The organism is Amycolatopsis umgeniensis (genome assembly GCF_014205155.1).
Lineage (GTDB): Bacteria > Actinomycetota > Actinomycetes > Mycobacteriales > Pseudonocardiaceae > Amycolatopsis > Amycolatopsis umgeniensis.
On the sequence record NZ_JACHMX010000001.1, the window covers coordinates 9,131,689 to 9,147,640 of the forward strand.

The 15,952-nt window shown below is 68.3% G+C and carries 11 protein-coding genes; 4 read left to right on the forward strand and 7 right to left on the reverse strand.

Annotated elements, in window-relative coordinates; translation table 11 throughout:
* Window positions 1-2: 2 nt before the first annotated feature.
* Window positions 3-1,613: an amidohydrolase family protein gene (locus HDA45_RS41690; protein ID WP_184905030.1), complete on the reverse strand. Its 1,611-nt coding sequence runs from the start codon at window positions 1,611-1,613 to the stop codon at window positions 3-5.
* Window positions 1,614-1,732: 119 nt separating this feature from the next.
* On the opposite strand from HDA45_RS41690, the gene HDA45_RS41695 reads away from it, so the two are divergent.
* Entirely contained in the window at window positions 1,733-3,034 is a 1,302-nt protein-coding gene (locus tag HDA45_RS41695; RefSeq protein WP_246480957.1) for a hypothetical protein, read from the forward strand.
* 84 nt (window positions 3,035-3,118) lie between these two features.
* The gene (locus HDA45_RS41700; RefSeq protein ID WP_184905032.1) at window positions 3,119-4,525 is read left to right on the forward strand and encodes a lysine 2,3-aminomutase; all 1,407 of its coding nucleotides are present in this window, start codon (window positions 3,119-3,121) and stop codon (window positions 4,523-4,525) included.
* 570 nt (window positions 4,526-5,095) lie between these two features.
* Here the strand turns inward: HDA45_RS41700 and HDA45_RS41705 are convergent.
* Together HDA45_RS41705 and HDA45_RS41710 are read right to left on the reverse strand one after the other, a co-directional pair.
* Entirely contained in the window at window positions 5,096-5,977 is an 882-nt protein-coding gene (locus HDA45_RS41705; RefSeq protein ID WP_343072278.1) for an SRPBCC domain-containing protein, read from the reverse strand.
* Window positions 5,956-6,291 carry an ArsR/SmtB family transcription factor gene (locus HDA45_RS41710; protein WP_184905034.1) on the reverse strand — a complete coding sequence of 112 codons (336 nt, stop codon included), beginning with the start codon at window positions 6,289-6,291 and terminating at the stop codon, window positions 5,956-5,958. The genes HDA45_RS41705 and HDA45_RS41710 overlap by 22 nt, the downstream gene beginning before the upstream one ends.
* A gap of 29 nt (window positions 6,292-6,320) precedes the next feature.
* Between HDA45_RS41710 and HDA45_RS41715 the strand changes: the two genes are divergently transcribed.
* On the forward strand, window positions 6,321-7,283 hold the full coding sequence (locus HDA45_RS41715; RefSeq protein ID WP_221471395.1) for a NucA/NucB deoxyribonuclease domain-containing protein: 963 nt from the start codon (window positions 6,321-6,323) through the stop codon (window positions 7,281-7,283).
* A 249-nt stretch (window positions 7,284-7,532) separates the two neighbouring features.
* On the opposite strand, the gene HDA45_RS41720 is transcribed toward HDA45_RS41715, so the two are convergent.
* From HDA45_RS41720 to HDA45_RS41730, 3 genes are all read right to left on the reverse strand, one after another.
* The gene (locus tag HDA45_RS41720; RefSeq protein ID WP_343072279.1) at window positions 7,533-12,128 is read right to left on the reverse strand and encodes an RHS repeat-associated core domain-containing protein; all 4,596 of its coding nucleotides are present in this window, start codon (window positions 12,126-12,128) and stop codon (window positions 7,533-7,535) included.
* Window positions 12,129-12,399: 271 nt separating this feature from the next.
* Window positions 12,400-13,359 carry an aldo/keto reductase gene (locus HDA45_RS41725; protein ID WP_184905036.1) on the reverse strand — a complete coding sequence of 320 codons (960 nt, stop codon included), beginning with the start codon at window positions 13,357-13,359 and terminating at the stop codon, window positions 12,400-12,402.
* A 299-nt stretch (window positions 13,360-13,658) separates the two neighbouring features.
* On the reverse strand, window positions 13,659-14,051 hold the full coding sequence (locus tag HDA45_RS41730; RefSeq protein WP_343072280.1) for an ATP-dependent DNA ligase: 393 nt from the start codon (window positions 14,049-14,051) through the stop codon (window positions 13,659-13,661).
* Between HDA45_RS41730 and HDA45_RS41735 the strand changes: the two genes are divergently transcribed.
* Window positions 14,029-14,196 carry a DUF664 domain-containing protein gene (locus HDA45_RS41735; protein ID WP_184905038.1) on the forward strand — a complete coding sequence of 56 codons (168 nt, stop codon included), beginning with the start codon at window positions 14,029-14,031 and terminating at the stop codon, window positions 14,194-14,196. The two genes, HDA45_RS41730 and HDA45_RS41735, sit on opposite strands and share 23 nt — an antisense overlap.
* 262 nt (window positions 14,197-14,458) lie before the next feature.
* Here HDA45_RS41735 and HDA45_RS41740 read toward each other — a convergent pair whose 3' ends face one another.
* Window positions 14,459-15,595, reverse strand: coding sequence for a hypothetical protein (locus tag HDA45_RS41740; RefSeq protein ID WP_184905040.1), 1,137 nt, complete (start codon window positions 15,593-15,595; stop codon window positions 14,459-14,461).
* Window positions 15,596-15,952: the final 357 nt, after the last annotated feature.

Consider the following 15,952-nt stretch of genomic DNA (forward strand, 5'->3'; position numbering starts at 1 on the left):
CCCTAGGCCGTCCGGGTGAACACGTCGTGGATGACCTGCCCGTCGCGGACCGTGCGCAGACAGCGGGGCAGGGTCGCTCCCTCTTCCAGGTTCGGCAACGGGGGTACACCCGCCCGCGGATCGGTCGACCAGCGCTGCACCCGCGAATCCGGTGTCGCGACGACGAGGTCCGTGGCGTCCCACACCGCGTAGTGCGCGGGAGCGCCCGGGACCAGGCTGCCGGTGACGCCGTCGTTGACCCCGGCGGCGCGGTGTCCCGCTCGGGTGTGGGCGGTGAAGGAGGCGCGAGCGGACAGTCCCGACCCCGGGGTGCCGTGGTAGGTCCCGGCGCGGACGGTGGCCCACGGGTCGACCGGTGTGACCGGGGCGTCGGAGCCGAAGGCGAGCAGGAGCCCTTCGGCGGCCATGGCGGCGAAAGGATTGAGTTTCGGCGCACGCTCGGCGCCGAGGCGATCGTTGTACATGCCTTGCGTGCCACCCCATTCCGCGTCGAACTGAGGCTGGACGGACGCGACCACACCCCAGCCCGCGAGTGCCCGTGCCTGCTCGACGTCGATCATCTCGACGTGTTCGAGCCGGTGATGACAAGCGGCCAGCCCACGCCGTCCGGCGGTCTTCTCCGCGAGCCGGAAGCCTGCGACGACCTCGGCGACGGCGGCGTCGCCGATGACGTGGAAACCGGCCTGTAGTCCGGCCTCGGTGCAGGCGCTGACGTGCTCGGCGATGGCGGGGGCGTCGAGGTAGAGCGTCCCGGAGGTGCCGTGGGCGTCGGCGTACGGCTTGTGCAGCGCGGCGGTGCGGGAGCCGAGCGCGCCGTCGACGAACAGGTCGCCCGCCACTCCTCTGGCACCCAGCGCACGAGCGGTGTCCACTCCGCCGCGTTCCCCCCAGTAGCCGATGACCTCCGGCAGTCCCGGTTCCGCGGCGAGCGCGAGCAGATCAGTGAGGTCGTCGGCGCCGGAGATGTCCGGGCCGGCGCACTCGTGGACGCTGACGACCCCTCGTGCGGCGGCCTCGGCGAGGAACGCGCGCTGAGCCTCGCGGCGCTGCTGCGGGGTGATCGCCTCGCGCATCGCGGCACGGACGCGGTGGTGTGCGTCGCGGGTCAGCGGCCCGTCGGCCGACCAGCCCGCCGCGTCGTGCACACCGTGCGCCAAGGCGACGAGTGCGCTGGAAACGAGCGCGGAGTGGACATCGACGCGGCTCAGGTACACCGGGGTTCCGCTGGAGGCTTCGTCGATCTCCGCGCGGCTGGGCAGCCTGCCGTCCGTCCAGCGGGACTCGTCCCAGCCGTGCGCGACCAGCACCTGGCCCGGCCGGACGGCGTCGCGGACCGCGGCCAGCAGTTCGCCGGCGCCGCGGATGTTCGCGAGGTCGAGCCCGGTCAGGTGCAGGCCGGTCGCGGTGGCGTGAACGTGCGCGTCGACGAAAGCGGGGGCGACGAAGGCGCCGTCGAGGTCGACGAGCTCGGCGTCGGGATGCAGTGCCTTGGCCGGACCGTCCTGCCCCACCCAGACGACGGTGCCGTCCGTGATCGCCATGGCGGTGGCGTCGGGGGCGGAGGGGCTGTAGATGCGCCCGCCGAGCAGGAGCGTGGTTCGCGCGTTCGTCACGCTTCCGAGTTTGCAGCGTGCGGATGATCACGACGTGGTTAGGGTCGGTGAAATGAGCCGGGGAGCTGATCGAACGGTCGCCGGGACCACTTTGTCGGCGGCGTTTGGGGCTCGGGGCGGTGGTCGTTTTCACCGCGGTCCGCGACACCTCGATCCTGCGGCCCTTGATCGCGCTGGCGGCGCCGTCGGGGTGGCCGTCCGATCTGGTGGCGGTCTCTCTGTTGCCGCTGGTCGCGGTGCTCGCCGCCGTGTTCCTGACGCGATGGTGGCCGTGGCTGCTGGTGGCGGGGGTCGTCCTGTCCCTGCCGACCGCTCTCGTGCACCTGAACCCGGATCTGGGCGGGCATCCGTCGCTGACGATCATCGCGCTGGCCGGACCGCCGGTGGTGCTGCTGGCGGTGCTCGCCGCCGCGCAGAAACTCCTGCGCCGAGGCGCCCGGACCGCCGGGCTCGTGCTCCTCGGGCTCACCGTGGGCACACAGTTGTTCGCCGCGAGCCTGGCGGGCGCGTCGTGGCTCATGCTCGCGACCGGAGGCCTGGTCTGGCACCTGATCCTGACCGTGTTGAGCATCGCCGGAGCCGCGCTGGCCGTCTCCACGCGCGGTGCCCGCGCCCGGGATCCGGAATGGCCCGCACCGCGTCCGCTACCGGCCCGGTTCGCCGTCGCCGCGATCCTGGCCGCGCTGCTTCCGATGGCCGCGGGCGCGGTGGATGTGATGAAGGTCAGCGAGATCCTCGAGTTGCCGGTCGAGTCGATCAGCAGGCACGCGGAGGTCGTCGTGGCCATCGGCGGGCTGATCGTGCTCGTCGGCGGGGTCATCGCCTGCGCGATCGCCGGATCGCGAGCGTTCTTCGCCGCGGCGACGTCGGCGAGTGTGCAGGTGGGCGCGATGGCACCGCTGCTGCTCGCGGTGTACTCCGTGGCGTTCCAGCCGGTGCTGAGCTGGCTGGCGGCCGCGGTGGGTGTCGCCGCCGGATGCCTGGTGGGGGCATCGCGCTGGAGGGTGCAGTTCGCCGTCGGCGGGGCCGTGGTGTCCGCGCTCGTGCTGTTCATCGTGGATCTTGGGACCGGCGGGGTGCCGGAGAAGCTGATCGACCACGACGCGGTCATCCCGGGAGCTCTGCTGCTGGCGCTGCTGTGCGCGGCCGTCGTCGCGGTGATCGTCACGACCGGGCCTCGTCTCGCCGAGGACGGTGTCGTCGTACCCGTGCTCGGTCCGCTGGCCTCGGTGCTGGTGTTCGGCGGCGCCGGGGCGATGACCGCGGTCGGCGTCCAGAACGCGTCACCGACCCGACTTGAACCGGTTCATCACCTCGGCTACTCGGCCGGTCTGCTGCTCCTCGCCGCCGCGCTGATCGCCGGAACCGGTGCCTTCGAACACCTTCGCACCCGCTCGAAGCCGGAGGCAGTGTCCGCCTGACACACCGAGCACGACAGGAATATTTACGTCGTCCGAACGATGTGACAGGATATTTTCACGCGTTTCCGACGACGAGGAGTACAAGTGACTGCAATCCAGGAACCGACCTCGCCGGTGGCCGCCTACGATCAGCCCTACGACTACACCCGAGTCGAGCTGACCGAACCCGACTGGCGCCGCTTCCCCGGCTGGCACGACGTGACCGAGGCACAGTGGCGCGACGCGCAGTGGCAGCGAGTGCACTGCATCCGCAACGCCAAGCAACTGCGCGCCCTGATGGGCGACCAGCTCGAGGAGCGCTTCTACGAGGACATGCTCGCCGACCAGCGCGAGATGGCCACGATGTCGATGCTGCTGCCGCCGCAGATGATCAACACGATGGCGCCCAACGCGGGCACGGACCCGGTGAAGGTGACCGAGGCCTGGTACGCCGACCCCATTCGCCGCTACATGCTCCCGGTGCGCAGCGACCGCGACACCGAATGGCCGAGTCACCCGCACTCCGAACGGGACTCGCTGCACGAGGCGGAGATGTGGGTCGTGGAGGGGCTGACGCACCGCTACCCCACCAAGGTCCTCGCCGAGATGATCTCCACCTGCCCCCAGTACTGCGGGCACTGCACGCGGATGGACCTGGTCGGCAACTCGACCGAGCAGGTCGAGAAGCACAAGCTCTCGCTCAAGCCGGTCGACCGCCAGGACGCGATGATCGAGTACCTGAAGAAGACCCCCGGTGTACGTGACGTGGTGGTCTCCGGCGGCGACGTCGCCAACGTGCCGTGGCCGCAGCTCGAGTCGTTCCTCATGCGGCTGATGGACATCGACACCGTCCGAGACATCCGGCTCGCCACCAAGGCGCTCGCCGCCCTGCCGCAGCACTGGATTCAGCCGAAGGTCGTCGAAGGCCTCGAGCGTGTCGCCGGCACCGCCCAGCGCCGCGGCGTCAACCTGGCGATCCACACCCACGTCAACCACGCGCAGTCGGTCACGCCGCTCGTCGCGGAAGCCGCCCGGACCGCGCTCGACGTCGGCGTCCGCGACGTCCGCAACCAGGGCGTGCTGATGAAGGGCGTCAACGCGACCCCGGCCGAGCTGCTGGACCTGTGCTTCGCGCTGCAGGGCGAAGCGAGCATCCTGCCGTACTACTTCTATATGTGTGACATGATCCCGAACGCCGAGCACTGGCGCGTTTCCGTGCACGAGGCGCAGGAACTGCAGCACGCGATCATGGGGTATCTGCCGGGCTACGCCACACCGCGGATCGTGTGCGACGTGCCCTACGTCGGGAAGCGTTGGGTGCACCAGCTCGCCGACTACGACCGCGAGCTCGGCATCTCCTACTGGACGAAGAACTACCTGACCAGCGTAGACAGGGAAAACGTCGCCAACGCCGACGAGGCCCTGCAGCAGCGCTACCCCTACTACGACCCGATCTCCACCCTGCCTGAGGCCGGCCAGCGCTGGTGGCGCGACCAGCCCCCGATGGCCTGACCGGACGGCTCCCCCGAGGGGGCGTTCAGGCTCATGTGGGAGCTTTGAACGCCCCCTCCGCCGTACAGGCTGTTTGTTCTGGTCAGGACCGGTTGCTACCGGTTGCGACCGGCCCAGAAACGGCCCAGAAAATCCACAATGGACAGTCAGGCCACTCGGAAGCTAACCGGAGTGAGACCCTCTAACGCAAATCATTGAGCCGCGTCCCGGGCCTTTCTTGTCGCATTCTTCACGCGAGACCAGAAGGAGGCACTCTAAAGTCCCTTCGATTCGGCGCTACGAATTACTTTCTCTACGAGAAAGTTCGAGCCCGGACGGCGCCGCTGCCCCAGACGTAGGCGTCCGCAGCGGCGCGCCCGCCACTTGTGAAATAGGGATTGCTGGGCTCGTTCCGGCTGCGGTGATGGCATTCTGGAGACGTGTCCAGGTCCTCGCGTTCCGAGACACCGAGGCCTACCCCGGGTACCGGCCCGACACCACGCGGGAACCACTGGCCCTTCCGGTGGCGACTGATCGCTGATCAGCGGTGTCGGCGTGGATCTGCTTGCGATGGTTCGGCGGGCCGGGTGATCACTGGTCGGCGTAGCGCTTGGCGAGCTCCTCCTCTCGGGCGGTGGGCCAGGGGCAACGGATGTCGCCTTGGGTGGCGGCGAAGAAGAGTTCCATGTGCACGTGCCAGGCGGCGAGGGCTTCGGGGCCGTGTGCGTTCTCTTGAAAGAGGGTCACGGTGGTGCCTTGCAGGCGTTCGTGTTGGAACTCCCAGCGCACGACGCCCTGTGGGATGCCGTCCTGGAGCCACTCGTACTCCAGCAGGTGGGGTGCTTTGGAGCGGGTGAGCCTGCCCGGAGTAATGCCGGGGTGGGCGGCGCGGGTGGGAACGGTGTCGGTGGTGCCTTCGGTGAGGAGGGCCCAGGCGTCATCGAGCGGGGTCCAGACGAGGTCGCGGGCGAAGTGAATGCCGTCGGGGTTGTCGGCGCCCTCATCGAGGCCGAACCTCGCGATGTAGTGCTCGATGCGCGAGAGCCATTCGGCGGGTGGCTCGAACTCGGTGCCGTCGGCGTGGGCGACCAGGGCATCCAGGCAGGTGATCCAGCCGGGGGCGTCGCGGCCGGCGGAGAGCTTCGACGAGACCGCGGCGGTGAACACCAGCAGGCAGCCGTCGGCCTGCGGGAGGATCTCGAAGCGCAGCACGTCGTTCGCCCAGCGGAAGGCGAAGACCTTCGGCGGGTCGGACTCGAGCAGTTCGCCCTCGCCGCCGTCGGCGTCGACCGGGGCGGCGTCCGGGAAGGTGAAGCGCAGGGTGCGGCCGTCGATCGTGACCTCGGCCGGGAACCAGTGCTTCATCTCGGCCGGTTCGGTGACCACCTGCCAGACCTTCTCCGGCGAGTGCCGCAGCCGGCGCTCGAAGCGCAGTACGTGCTTGCCCTCGATCATCTGCAGTTCCGCGTCCACGGGTCAGTCCCTTCGATCTCGTCGAGTCGGCGTTCGAGCGCGTCCAGGCTCTTCTCCCACATCGCGCGGTAGGGCGCGAGCCAGGCCTCGACCTCCGCCAGCGGGCGCGGGTTGACGCGGTACCAGCGGCGTTGGGCGTCCGTGCGCACCTCGACCAGGCCGGCCTCGCGCAGCACCTTGAGGTGCTTCGACACGGTCGGCTGGGTCAGCGTCAGCCGGTCGACGAGGTAGCCGACCGGCTGCTCGCGTTCACGCAGCAGGTCGAGGATCTCCCGGCGACTCGGATCCGCCAGCACGGCGAAGGTAGATGCCATGACAGCAATATAGCTGAAAGGGTATATGAGTGCCCGGTGCGCCCGTCACGCGGGCTCGACGCGGCGATTCTGCCGCCGACACTTCCCCGGGTTCGCGACACGCGTCGGCGGCCGGCACGGATACGGCGAAAAGCGGCATCCGAATCGACTCCTATGAGCGGGCCGGGAAGTTCACCTCATCCAGCCCGCTGACCATCCAGGTCCGGTGCCGCGACCTGGATGTCGGCTGCACGACCGACATCGGCGAGATCACCCACGAACTCGGGGACTGGCCGGATCAGGGCTGGGTCGACTGGAACATGCACTCCGACGAGGCGGCCTCGCCACAGGCTCCCGAGAAGGTTCTGCGGAACAACTTCGGACTCGTCGGCTACGCCTACGACGATGCCGGAATTTACGTCGAACTCGATGGCAAGAGCCAACCCAACTTCCGCTGCGACTCCGCCGGTTACTTCGCCACACCCGCCTGCGTGTTCACCGATGTCATCCCTCGCCTGAACTACGTGTACGGCGACAACTACGACGAGGTGGTGGATCACATCCGCAGGGCGCAGAACAACCCCGATGTCACCCATCCGCCGAAGCCCGGCAAGGTGATTCCCGGCAAATATCCGCCCACCGATCTGGATTCCGGCCTGTACCGCGTGGAATACGAGGGCTCCACCTGGCGGAAGAATCGCGGTGCCAAGAACACCGCCTGCGCCACCCTGCCGCCCCCGCAGAAGGGGCAGGACTGCGATGAATACCCCATCGCGTCGACCAAACAGGGAGCCGGGTTCGGAGACGGCAATTTCTCCGTCGAGTATCTGGACGAAGGCCACAACCGCAGGGCAGGTGGAAAGCTGCCCGGTTACTACAGCTGGGACAGGATTCTCTACTGGGACAACGCCACGAAGCCGCCGCTGGACCAGTTCCGGGTGAAGGCTGGACAACCCACGCGGGTCAGCGGCCCGCGCCACGTAGGCCTTCGTACGCGGCTACCCCCTGCCTGAGCACGAGGCAGGAACGGTGCGGATCGAGGACGCGGACCTCGCAGCACTCAGTTCCTGGGGATGATCTCCAACTACGTCTTCTGACCGGCGCTCCTGGTGCCGTACTGAGAAGTGAGCGCCGAACGCGTCGTCCAGGTGGTTGACGAGGCCGTCCGCACCATCGCCGCCCGGTACGGACGACCGGGCCGAGCGTGCTCGCCGGCGACTGAGTCCCGTCGGCATCCGAGCTCCCGATCGGCCTCTCGTTCGTCATGTCGGATTTGCGGGAAGGGGGAAGATGAATCCGGTCTGCCCGGTCCCCTCGCCCAGGAATTCGGGCCCGACCACCTGAGCACCATGCTGGTTCCACAATGTCGTGCCACAGGGCGTACACACGGGCCTGCTCGCGCCGCCGGCTATCGGCGTCCATCCCTGGTTCCGGATGACGGCCATCCCGTTCATCTCGGCATGCCGATCGACTCCACCGGGTACGCGAACCAGCAGATCGCCGGGCTGGGCGGCTCCTCGCTGCGCTCTGGTGAAGTCGTCTCCGCCATTCTGCGTGACGACATTGAATTCGTTGCCGTGACTGTCGCGCACCCTGATCACGGACACCGTGTTGTATTCCCCGGTCCGCGGGTTGAGCATGCGGTGGTAATAGGAGGCCCGGTCGCCGAGATCAGCGGCGAGCTGTTCCTGGCACGGGGTGAGCCCGAGCGGGTCCAGCCAGGTGTGCGGGTTGGGCACGTACTGATGAGGGTTGGCTCCCCCTCGCAGGCCGATCGGGTCGGCGCTGCCGTATCGGGCGGAATCGGGATCGTAGTGGCGCAGGACGTTGTAGTTGAAGCCGGTTTCCGGGTCGTGGTACTGGCCGGGGAACCGCAGCGGGGTGCCGGTTCCCGCGCCGCCCCGGCTCAACGCCGTGGCACCCCAGAGGGTCGTGCGGTGGAACCAGGCCACGTCCCCTCGATCGTCCACCAGCTCGGTCGGAGTGCCCACCAGATCGGTGATGATCGAATAGAACCGTTCGTCGATCCATTGCTGCGGTGCGTGGCGCAGCGGCGATCGCTCGGTCTGGGTCAGTGGGCGGCCGGTGCCCGGTTCGCAGTTCCACACCGTGACACGGGCGTCCCCCGGACCGGTGCCGTTCGGCACGCCGACCGTGTGCGCCTGTTCGGCCAGCACGAGCCCATCCCAGGCGAATTCGATCTGCTCGAGCACCCCGGAACCGTCGAGGGTGAGCCGCTGCTTGGCGATCCGGCGGCCGAGCGCGTCGTAGCGGTAACGCCAGCGGGTGCCATCCGGGGTGAGCACCTCGGAAAGGCAGTCGTCGGAGTTCCAGAAGTACCGCCAGGTGTCGGGGCGACGGGACAACCGCTTCCGTTGCCGCAGCACCACCCGGCCCTGCGCGTCGTGCTCATAGCGGACGTTGCCGGCCCGGCGGATCAGCGTGCCACGGTATTCCCGCGCGCCGAGTTCCTCGGCGGTCGGCTCGGGAGAGGTGGGCCACGACGCGTGCGCGACGTTTCCCGCGGCGTCGTAGGCATACCGCTCGCTCCAGCCCGAGCCGCTGACGGCCACGACCCTGCCCACGCGATCGAGGTCGAACCGGCGCGGACCGGTGAGTCGATCGTCCATCGCGGTCAGGAAACCGTCCTCGCGGTACCGGTAGGAACGTCGCTGTGTCTCGGTTCCCGCGGCATCGGTGAGTGACTGTGAGCGCAGCCGGTGGGCGGCGTCCCACGACTGGGCGAGTACCGCCTGGCTGCCCCATTCCCGCCGGGTTTCGTTGCCGGCGCTGTCGTAGGCGAAGCGCAGCGTGCGCCCGGCGGTGTGCAGCGACACCGGCCGGGGACCCGCGTCGTAGTCCCACACGCTCTCCGCTCCGGACGGCGTGCGGCGGCGGACCAGCCTGCCGAGCGGATCGTAGGCCGAGGCGACGGTGCGGCCGTTGACGGTCTCGGTGAGCACCCGTCCGTCCAGGTCCCGGGTGAAGGTGACGCGCGCGTCCGGGTTCGTCGCTTCGATCACGCGGCCCGCCGCGTCGTAGGCGAACGTGGTGACCGCCGCGCCGTTGCGGCGTTCGACGACGCGCCCGAGGACGTCGTAGCGGAACTGCGCGGTCTCCCCCACGCCGTTGACGCGTTCGACCAGCTGCCCGGCCGCGTCGTGCCGGTAGGTCAGCACCCGACCGTTGAAGTCGGTCTCCCGCACCAGATCGCCCGCCGCGTCGTACTCGTAGCGCCACACGAGGCCTTGCTGGTTGGTGACGCTGGTCAACCGGAGTTCGGTGTCGTAGCCGTACTCCATGCGGGTGCCGTCGGGACGAGTCTCGGCGGAGGGCAGGTCGGCATGGGTGACCTCGGTGTGATGGATCTGGCCGAGGGCGTCGACATAGGTACGCAGATTCCCTTCGCCGTCGTAGATCCACCGTTGTGTGGTCCCTTCCGGCGAAGTCTCCCAGGCAGGCAGGCCGTCCACGGTCCAGCCGAACCGCGTGGTGGCCCCGGCCGGATCCACTACGGCGCAGACCCGCCCGAATCCGTCCCGCTCGTACCGGGTGACCGCGCCCGAGGGATCGGTGACCGACACCGGCAGTCCGGCGTCGTTGCTCAGGATGGTGCGCACTCCGCCGAGAGGATCCGTGATCGTGGAGAGGTTTCCCTGCTCGTCGTAGCCATAGCCGCTCGCGCGGCCCGCCGCGTCGATCACGCGGGTGAGGTTGCCGCGCTCGTCGTATTCCCGCCGTGAAACCGTCCCGTCCGCCGCGATCATCGTCACCGGCAGCCCGAGACCGTTGTGCTCCAACCGGGTCTGCGAGCCATCCGGCCGGGTCACCGCCACCACGTTCCCGAACTCGTCGTGCTCGTACCGCACTGTCCGGCCCAGCGGATCGGTACGGGAGAGCAGCCTGTCGAAGGCGTCCCATTCCGAACGGACCTCATGCCCGGCCGGGTCGATCTCACGCACGGTCTGGCCCAGTTCGTTGAGGTGGTAGACGGTCTGCTGTCCCAGCGAGTTGGTCCATCGCCGCACTGTGCCCTCGTACGCCATGGTGCCGCTGAGGAACCCGCCGGAACCTTCGGCCCGCACCACCCGCCCCTCGGAGTCGTAGCCGTAGCGGTACCAGGCACCGTTGCGGTCGGTCCAGCCGGTCATCCGGCCGGCGCCGTCGTAGCTGAACCGCAGCGGCGTCCCGGAGGCGTTGGTGACCTCGGTGAGCCTGCCGTGCTCGTAGCCGTACCGCAGTAACAACAGGTCTGCACCGTCGTCGGCGCCACACAGGTGCAGGGCGCGGATCATCCCGCCCGCCGACTCGACCCGGATGCGGTAGCCCCCGCTGTGCCGGATCTCGGTCGGCACCCCGGCATCGTCGCGGACGAAGTCGATGCGGTGCCCGTTGCGGTCGGTGATGGCGTGCAAGGGCAGCACCCCGGTGCCGCCGCCGAAATGCAGCGTCCGGCCCTCTTCCGGCAGGGTGACCGTGTAGCCCTCGCCGGTCAACGCGAGCGGCCGCCGCGGCCCTGCCTGTGGCAGGGATTGCGGCATCGGGTGCGGGTAGAACAGGAGCGTGCCGTCATCGCAGGCGAACGACACCCCTTCCCCGTCGATCTCCAGCCGTTGGTCCACAGTGGACGCCCAGTTCGGGCCGAACGACCAGCCCGCCCGGTAGGAGGACAGGTGCACGCGGCGCAGCACCAGCGACAGCGCCGCGGCCAGTTCGACGTCGGTCTGCGCGAGCACCACGTCACCGCCGGCCACATCGATCGGGTCACCGCAGGTGTTCTTGTTCTTGTCCGGTACCCCGTCCTGCCGCGGACCGCGGCTGTTCCCCCGGACACCCGGCCCCGCGCCCGAAGCGGAGGTCGAGTTGTTCCCGCCGGAAGGGTCACGACCCGGTGGCGGCGCCCCGCCCGGCCCTTCTTTGCCGCCCTGGTCCGTCTCGCCGTGCGGCCGCGAACCGCCGCTGTTCCCACCGGTCCCGGCAGTGTTCGTCGATCCCGGATCGGCACTGGAGGTCGTGGTCGAGTCCCCGGACGAGTTGCCGTCCTTGCCCGGCGATCCCTTCGAGGAGTCGATGTCCTTCGGTTTGGGTGGAGCCTTGGGCTTGCCGCCCCTGATGCCCTTCAACGCCTTCCCGGCGTCGTCGAAGAGCGTCCCGGCCTTTTTCAGCAACGGCGCCAACGCCTTGAGCGCCTTCACCAGTTTCGTGGTGACGCTCGCGATCTTCGACGCCGTCTTCGCCACCGCGGCCACTACCTGCGGGACCACCCACGTCATTCCGATCCCGAGCGTGAACACCACCTGCAACGCCCACGAGATCAGATGTCCGACCAGTTCGGCGATGATGTCGCGGACCAGCGTGCGGACCGCGGCCACCACCTCGCCCGCGGTCTTCACCCCGCTGGCCGCGCCCTCGGAACCCTTCTGCGCGCTGGCGATCAGGGTCGCGGTGTTCTCGGCCTGCTTGCGGTACGCGTCCGCCGCGTCACCATGCCAGCTCTGCAGGTCCTTCTCGACCAGATCCACCAGCTCCGCGGAGACGCTCCCCAGCTCCTTGGCGATGTTGGTCCAGGTTTCCGACTGTGCTGCGATCTCGTCCGCGTTGCCCGTCAGCGCGTTCAGCGCCTCCTTCAGCGGGCCGACATGCTCGATCAACCAGCCGACCCCGGCGGCGAATACAGCGCCGACCGGGTCCATCGCCATTGTCAGGGCGTCCAGGGCGGTCCCCACCGCGCCCATCGCCACACCGGCCCAGTCCTTGCTTTCGATCGCCGTCTTCAGCTCCGTCGCGCCCTCCAGCAACGGAATACCGGACACCGCCGTCGTCGAGTCCTGCACCGGCGCGACCAACGGATTACTCACGAGATCCTGCTCACTTCCCAGTCGATATCGTCTACAGCCCGATCAGCGGCGGCGCGACAACGTCACCGTGAATCCCTCCCGCTTCACGCTCCCAGCTCAGCACACCGGCACACCACCCACCGCACAGTCGCTCCTGACCGGGCCATTCCCGGCATAAGGCGACATCCGCCGACCTCGGTCGCCGGGGGAACTCGACCCGAAAGGGCAACAGATTGGAACCGCCGTCTCTGTACGGCCGAAACCTCCGCCTCCTCCTGGCCGCAGGCACCGGTCAGGAGGAGGCGGAGGTGAGCGTGTGCAACTCGTCGTCCGAGAGGCAAAGGTCCTTGGCTGCGAGCAGCGCGGGCAACTGCTCGACAGTGCGCGCGGAGGCGATCGGCGCGGTCACCGTCGGCTGCTGCCCGAGCCAGGCCAGCGCCACGGTGGCCATCTCCACCCCACGAGCGGTGGCGACCTGGGTCACGGCGTCGAGCACCCGCGCGCCGCGTTCGGTATCCGCGTAGCCGCCTGCCAATCCGGGCACGTTGCGCACGTTCTCGACGGTCTGGCCCGGACGGTACTTGCCAGTGAGGAAACCCGAGGCGAGCGCGAAGTACGGCACGCACGCCAGCCCCTCGCGCTGCACGATCTCGCGTCGCGCGCCTTCATAGGTGTCACGCGAAACGAGGTTGTACTGCGGCTGGAGCGCCACGTAGCGGGCCGTGCCTGCGCGGTCGGCGAAGGCCAGTGACGCGGCGAGCCGCTCAGGGCTGATGTTGGAGGCGCCGATGGCGCGCACCTTGCCCGCCTGCACGAGTTCGTCCAGTGCGCCGATGATGTCCTCGACCGGAATGGACTCATCCCGGTCGAAGTGGGTGTAGTAGAGATCGATGTGGTCGGTGCGCAGCCGCCGCAGCGACTCCTCGGCGGCGGCCTTGATGGTGGCGGGCGCGAGACCGAGGTGGCTCGGGTGATCGCCCACCTTGGTCGCCACGACCACGTCGTCGCGGTTGCCGCGGCCGGCGAGCCAGTCGCCGATGATGGTCTCGGACTGGCCGGGTTCGTTGCCCTGTTCCGGGAAGTAGTTCATGTACGAGTCGGAGGTGTCGACGAAGTTGCCGCCCCCGGCGAGATAGGCGTCCAGCACCGCGAAGGACTGGGTCTGGTCGGCGGTCCAGCCGAAGACATTTCCGCCCAGGCAGAGAGACGAGACGAGAAGGTCGGACGAGCCGAGCCGGCGAAGGTCAGTCACGTCGGCTCAACGAACGTCCCGCCCGGGATGGTTTCAGCGCGGGCGATCTCTGACCGGACGGGCAACGCACAGTGGCGCTGAGGGCAGCGTGCCGCCGGCACGGACTCTCCTGAATCGACCCGACCTTCCCCACCAGGCCTCCGGTAATACCCATATCCCTTCCGTTGTGGACGCCCGTCGAGCCAACCGACGACCAGACCTGGCTTACCTCGGGGACGGTGGATGTCTCGGACCATCTGTGGTCACCCGAGGAGATCCACGGAGTGGGACGCTGACGTGAACGGCGTCCATCGTTCCGGTCAGGTCATGCGGCACGCCAGGAGAAGTGGTCTCGTCGGCGCAGGGACGCGATCCGGTGGTTCGATCTCCTCCAAGACCGCCCGCCGCTGCTCGTACGGCTCGCCGGAGAGGTCGTCGTCGCCGAGCAGGACGACGTCGAACACGAAGTACGCCACGGCCACCTCGCCGCCGGCGTGGTTCTGCAGAAGCCCGAAATCCGGGCGCCCGTAGGCGTCGAGGGCGACGATCTCGCCGTCCAGCACCGGGAAGCGGGCGGTGAAGTCGTTGCCGTTACGGCTGGTCAGCCAGGTGGTTCCGTCCTGTGCGACCTGCATCGCGGGCCGCCAGATCGAGCGGGACCGCGACCGGGAGTTCACCGCCTCGGGCACCGTGACCGATCTGGACCGGCGCACGCACCAGACGATCGAGCGGTTCCGCCGCGACCTCGGGCACTACACCCCCCTGACGCAACAAGGAGTGATGCTGCACGTGCTCGAAGAGGTCGCGCAGCACCACGGCCAACTGGAGATCACCCGAGACGTGCTCCTGGCCGGGTAGGACCTTCGCGAGCTGCCGGCTGGGACCGGGAGCCTGATGTACCGACCCTCAACCAGCTCGATCCGCACGTCCACGCCGGCGGCCGACCGCGGAGAGGCCCGCCTCCGCGCGGTGACGCGCTGAAGGTCGGTGCCGGGAGCCCCCACTGGCGCCAAGGACGACACCGGCGGGGGCTCCCACCTGCCGGATCGGTGCGGACGGCGACGCACCACTGGACGTCCTTGCCGCCAGTGCCGCACCGAGGGAGATCCGGCCGCGGCGCCTACTTGGCCTTCACGTACTCACCGTGGGCAGTGATGTGATCGCCGGTCGCCTCCCAGGTGTGGCTGGGGTTGGGCTTTTGATCGGTCGCCCCTTTGCCTTCGCTTTGCCACGCGCGTCGGAGCTCAGAGATCACTTTTCGGTACTGCGCCGTCGGCGTGACCTTGCATATCAGGAACTTCTCGTTGTCGAATCGTGCGTACAGAGGGAAGACCGGGCTGTCGTGCTGCCGGTAGGACATGACGACCTCGTTGACCGTTTCCGAGGGGTTGTTCAGGATCATGGGGTGCTGCAGCGCATACAGGTAGCGCTCGGCCAGCTCCTTTTCCGTGGCTTTGTACAGGGCGCCCGTCTCGTCTTTCCACGTGCCCGCGAGGCCGTAGCGGACGGAGATGGCGCGGTCGAGCTTCTCGTCCGTGATCTCCTGGTAGAGGTGGGAGACCTTGCTGACGACTTTCTTGTCCGCGCGGGGCTGGCCGTTGGTGTAGGTCATCGTGGTGTGCATGTCCCCGTGCCAGGCACCCTCGAGGCGGGTCATCTTCGCCCGCATGTCGATGAGGCGGTCCGGGGGCGCGCCGGGAAGGTGGGAGATCGCGTCGAAGATCTGCATGTCCTCCGGGGAGGGCGCCGGGAAGAACAGCACGATCGAGTCGCTGTAGCCCTTGGTCTGTTCGTTGATCGAGTAGTCGCCGTGCAGCAGGCTGGCGCTCAGCGCGTGCAGGCCCAGGATGTCCTTCTTGCTCTTCTTGCCGGGCTGGTGCTGGAAGTTGTCCGGGTTCAGCCGTTCAGCGATCGACTCCGGGTCCCGGGACAGGAAAGCGTACTTCTTGTTCGTCTCGGCGTTGGCCTGTTCGCCGATCTCGAAGCGGCCGTAACGGGCCGTTCTGGTGATGTTGATCCCGCGGATCGTCATCCGGTTGGCCTGAAAGGCGCTCTCCCAGGTGACGTTCTGCTCGTCCTTCTTCATCTGCGTCCACCACTGGTCGATCTGCGCCAGGCGGTCCTGCCAGGTCTCGCCCGTGCCGCCAAGCCGCTGCAGGGCCGCGACGCGCAGTTCCGCCAGTTGCTTGGGTGTGGGGCGGGCTTCCTCGCTCTTCGCCTCGACGAAGCTCTTCCAGGACGATTGGGCACCGGTCACCAGGCTTTTCCTTCCAGTCGGCGCGGCCGGAACCCGTTTCGAGAATCCGGGACGCGGGTCCGAGAGAATTCCTCCGCCGTAAGTCCAAAGGGGATCGCTACCTATTGTGTGTAGCACACACTTCCGACACCGGGCAGGGTATTACCCTTCCCACAATATTGATCTTGGAATAGTTTGATCTTCGAGTCCGTTGATCAGTTCGCGAGGAAGAGCCACCGACCACCATAGGTCGTTTCAGACGAGCCAAGGGCTCGGATTGCGCCATTGTCGCCGATCGCAGTGCCGCCGGTTGCGGACCGCGCGGTCGTACGAGGACTCCGGGCGATCCTCACGCACGTGGTGATCTTCCATTGGAAT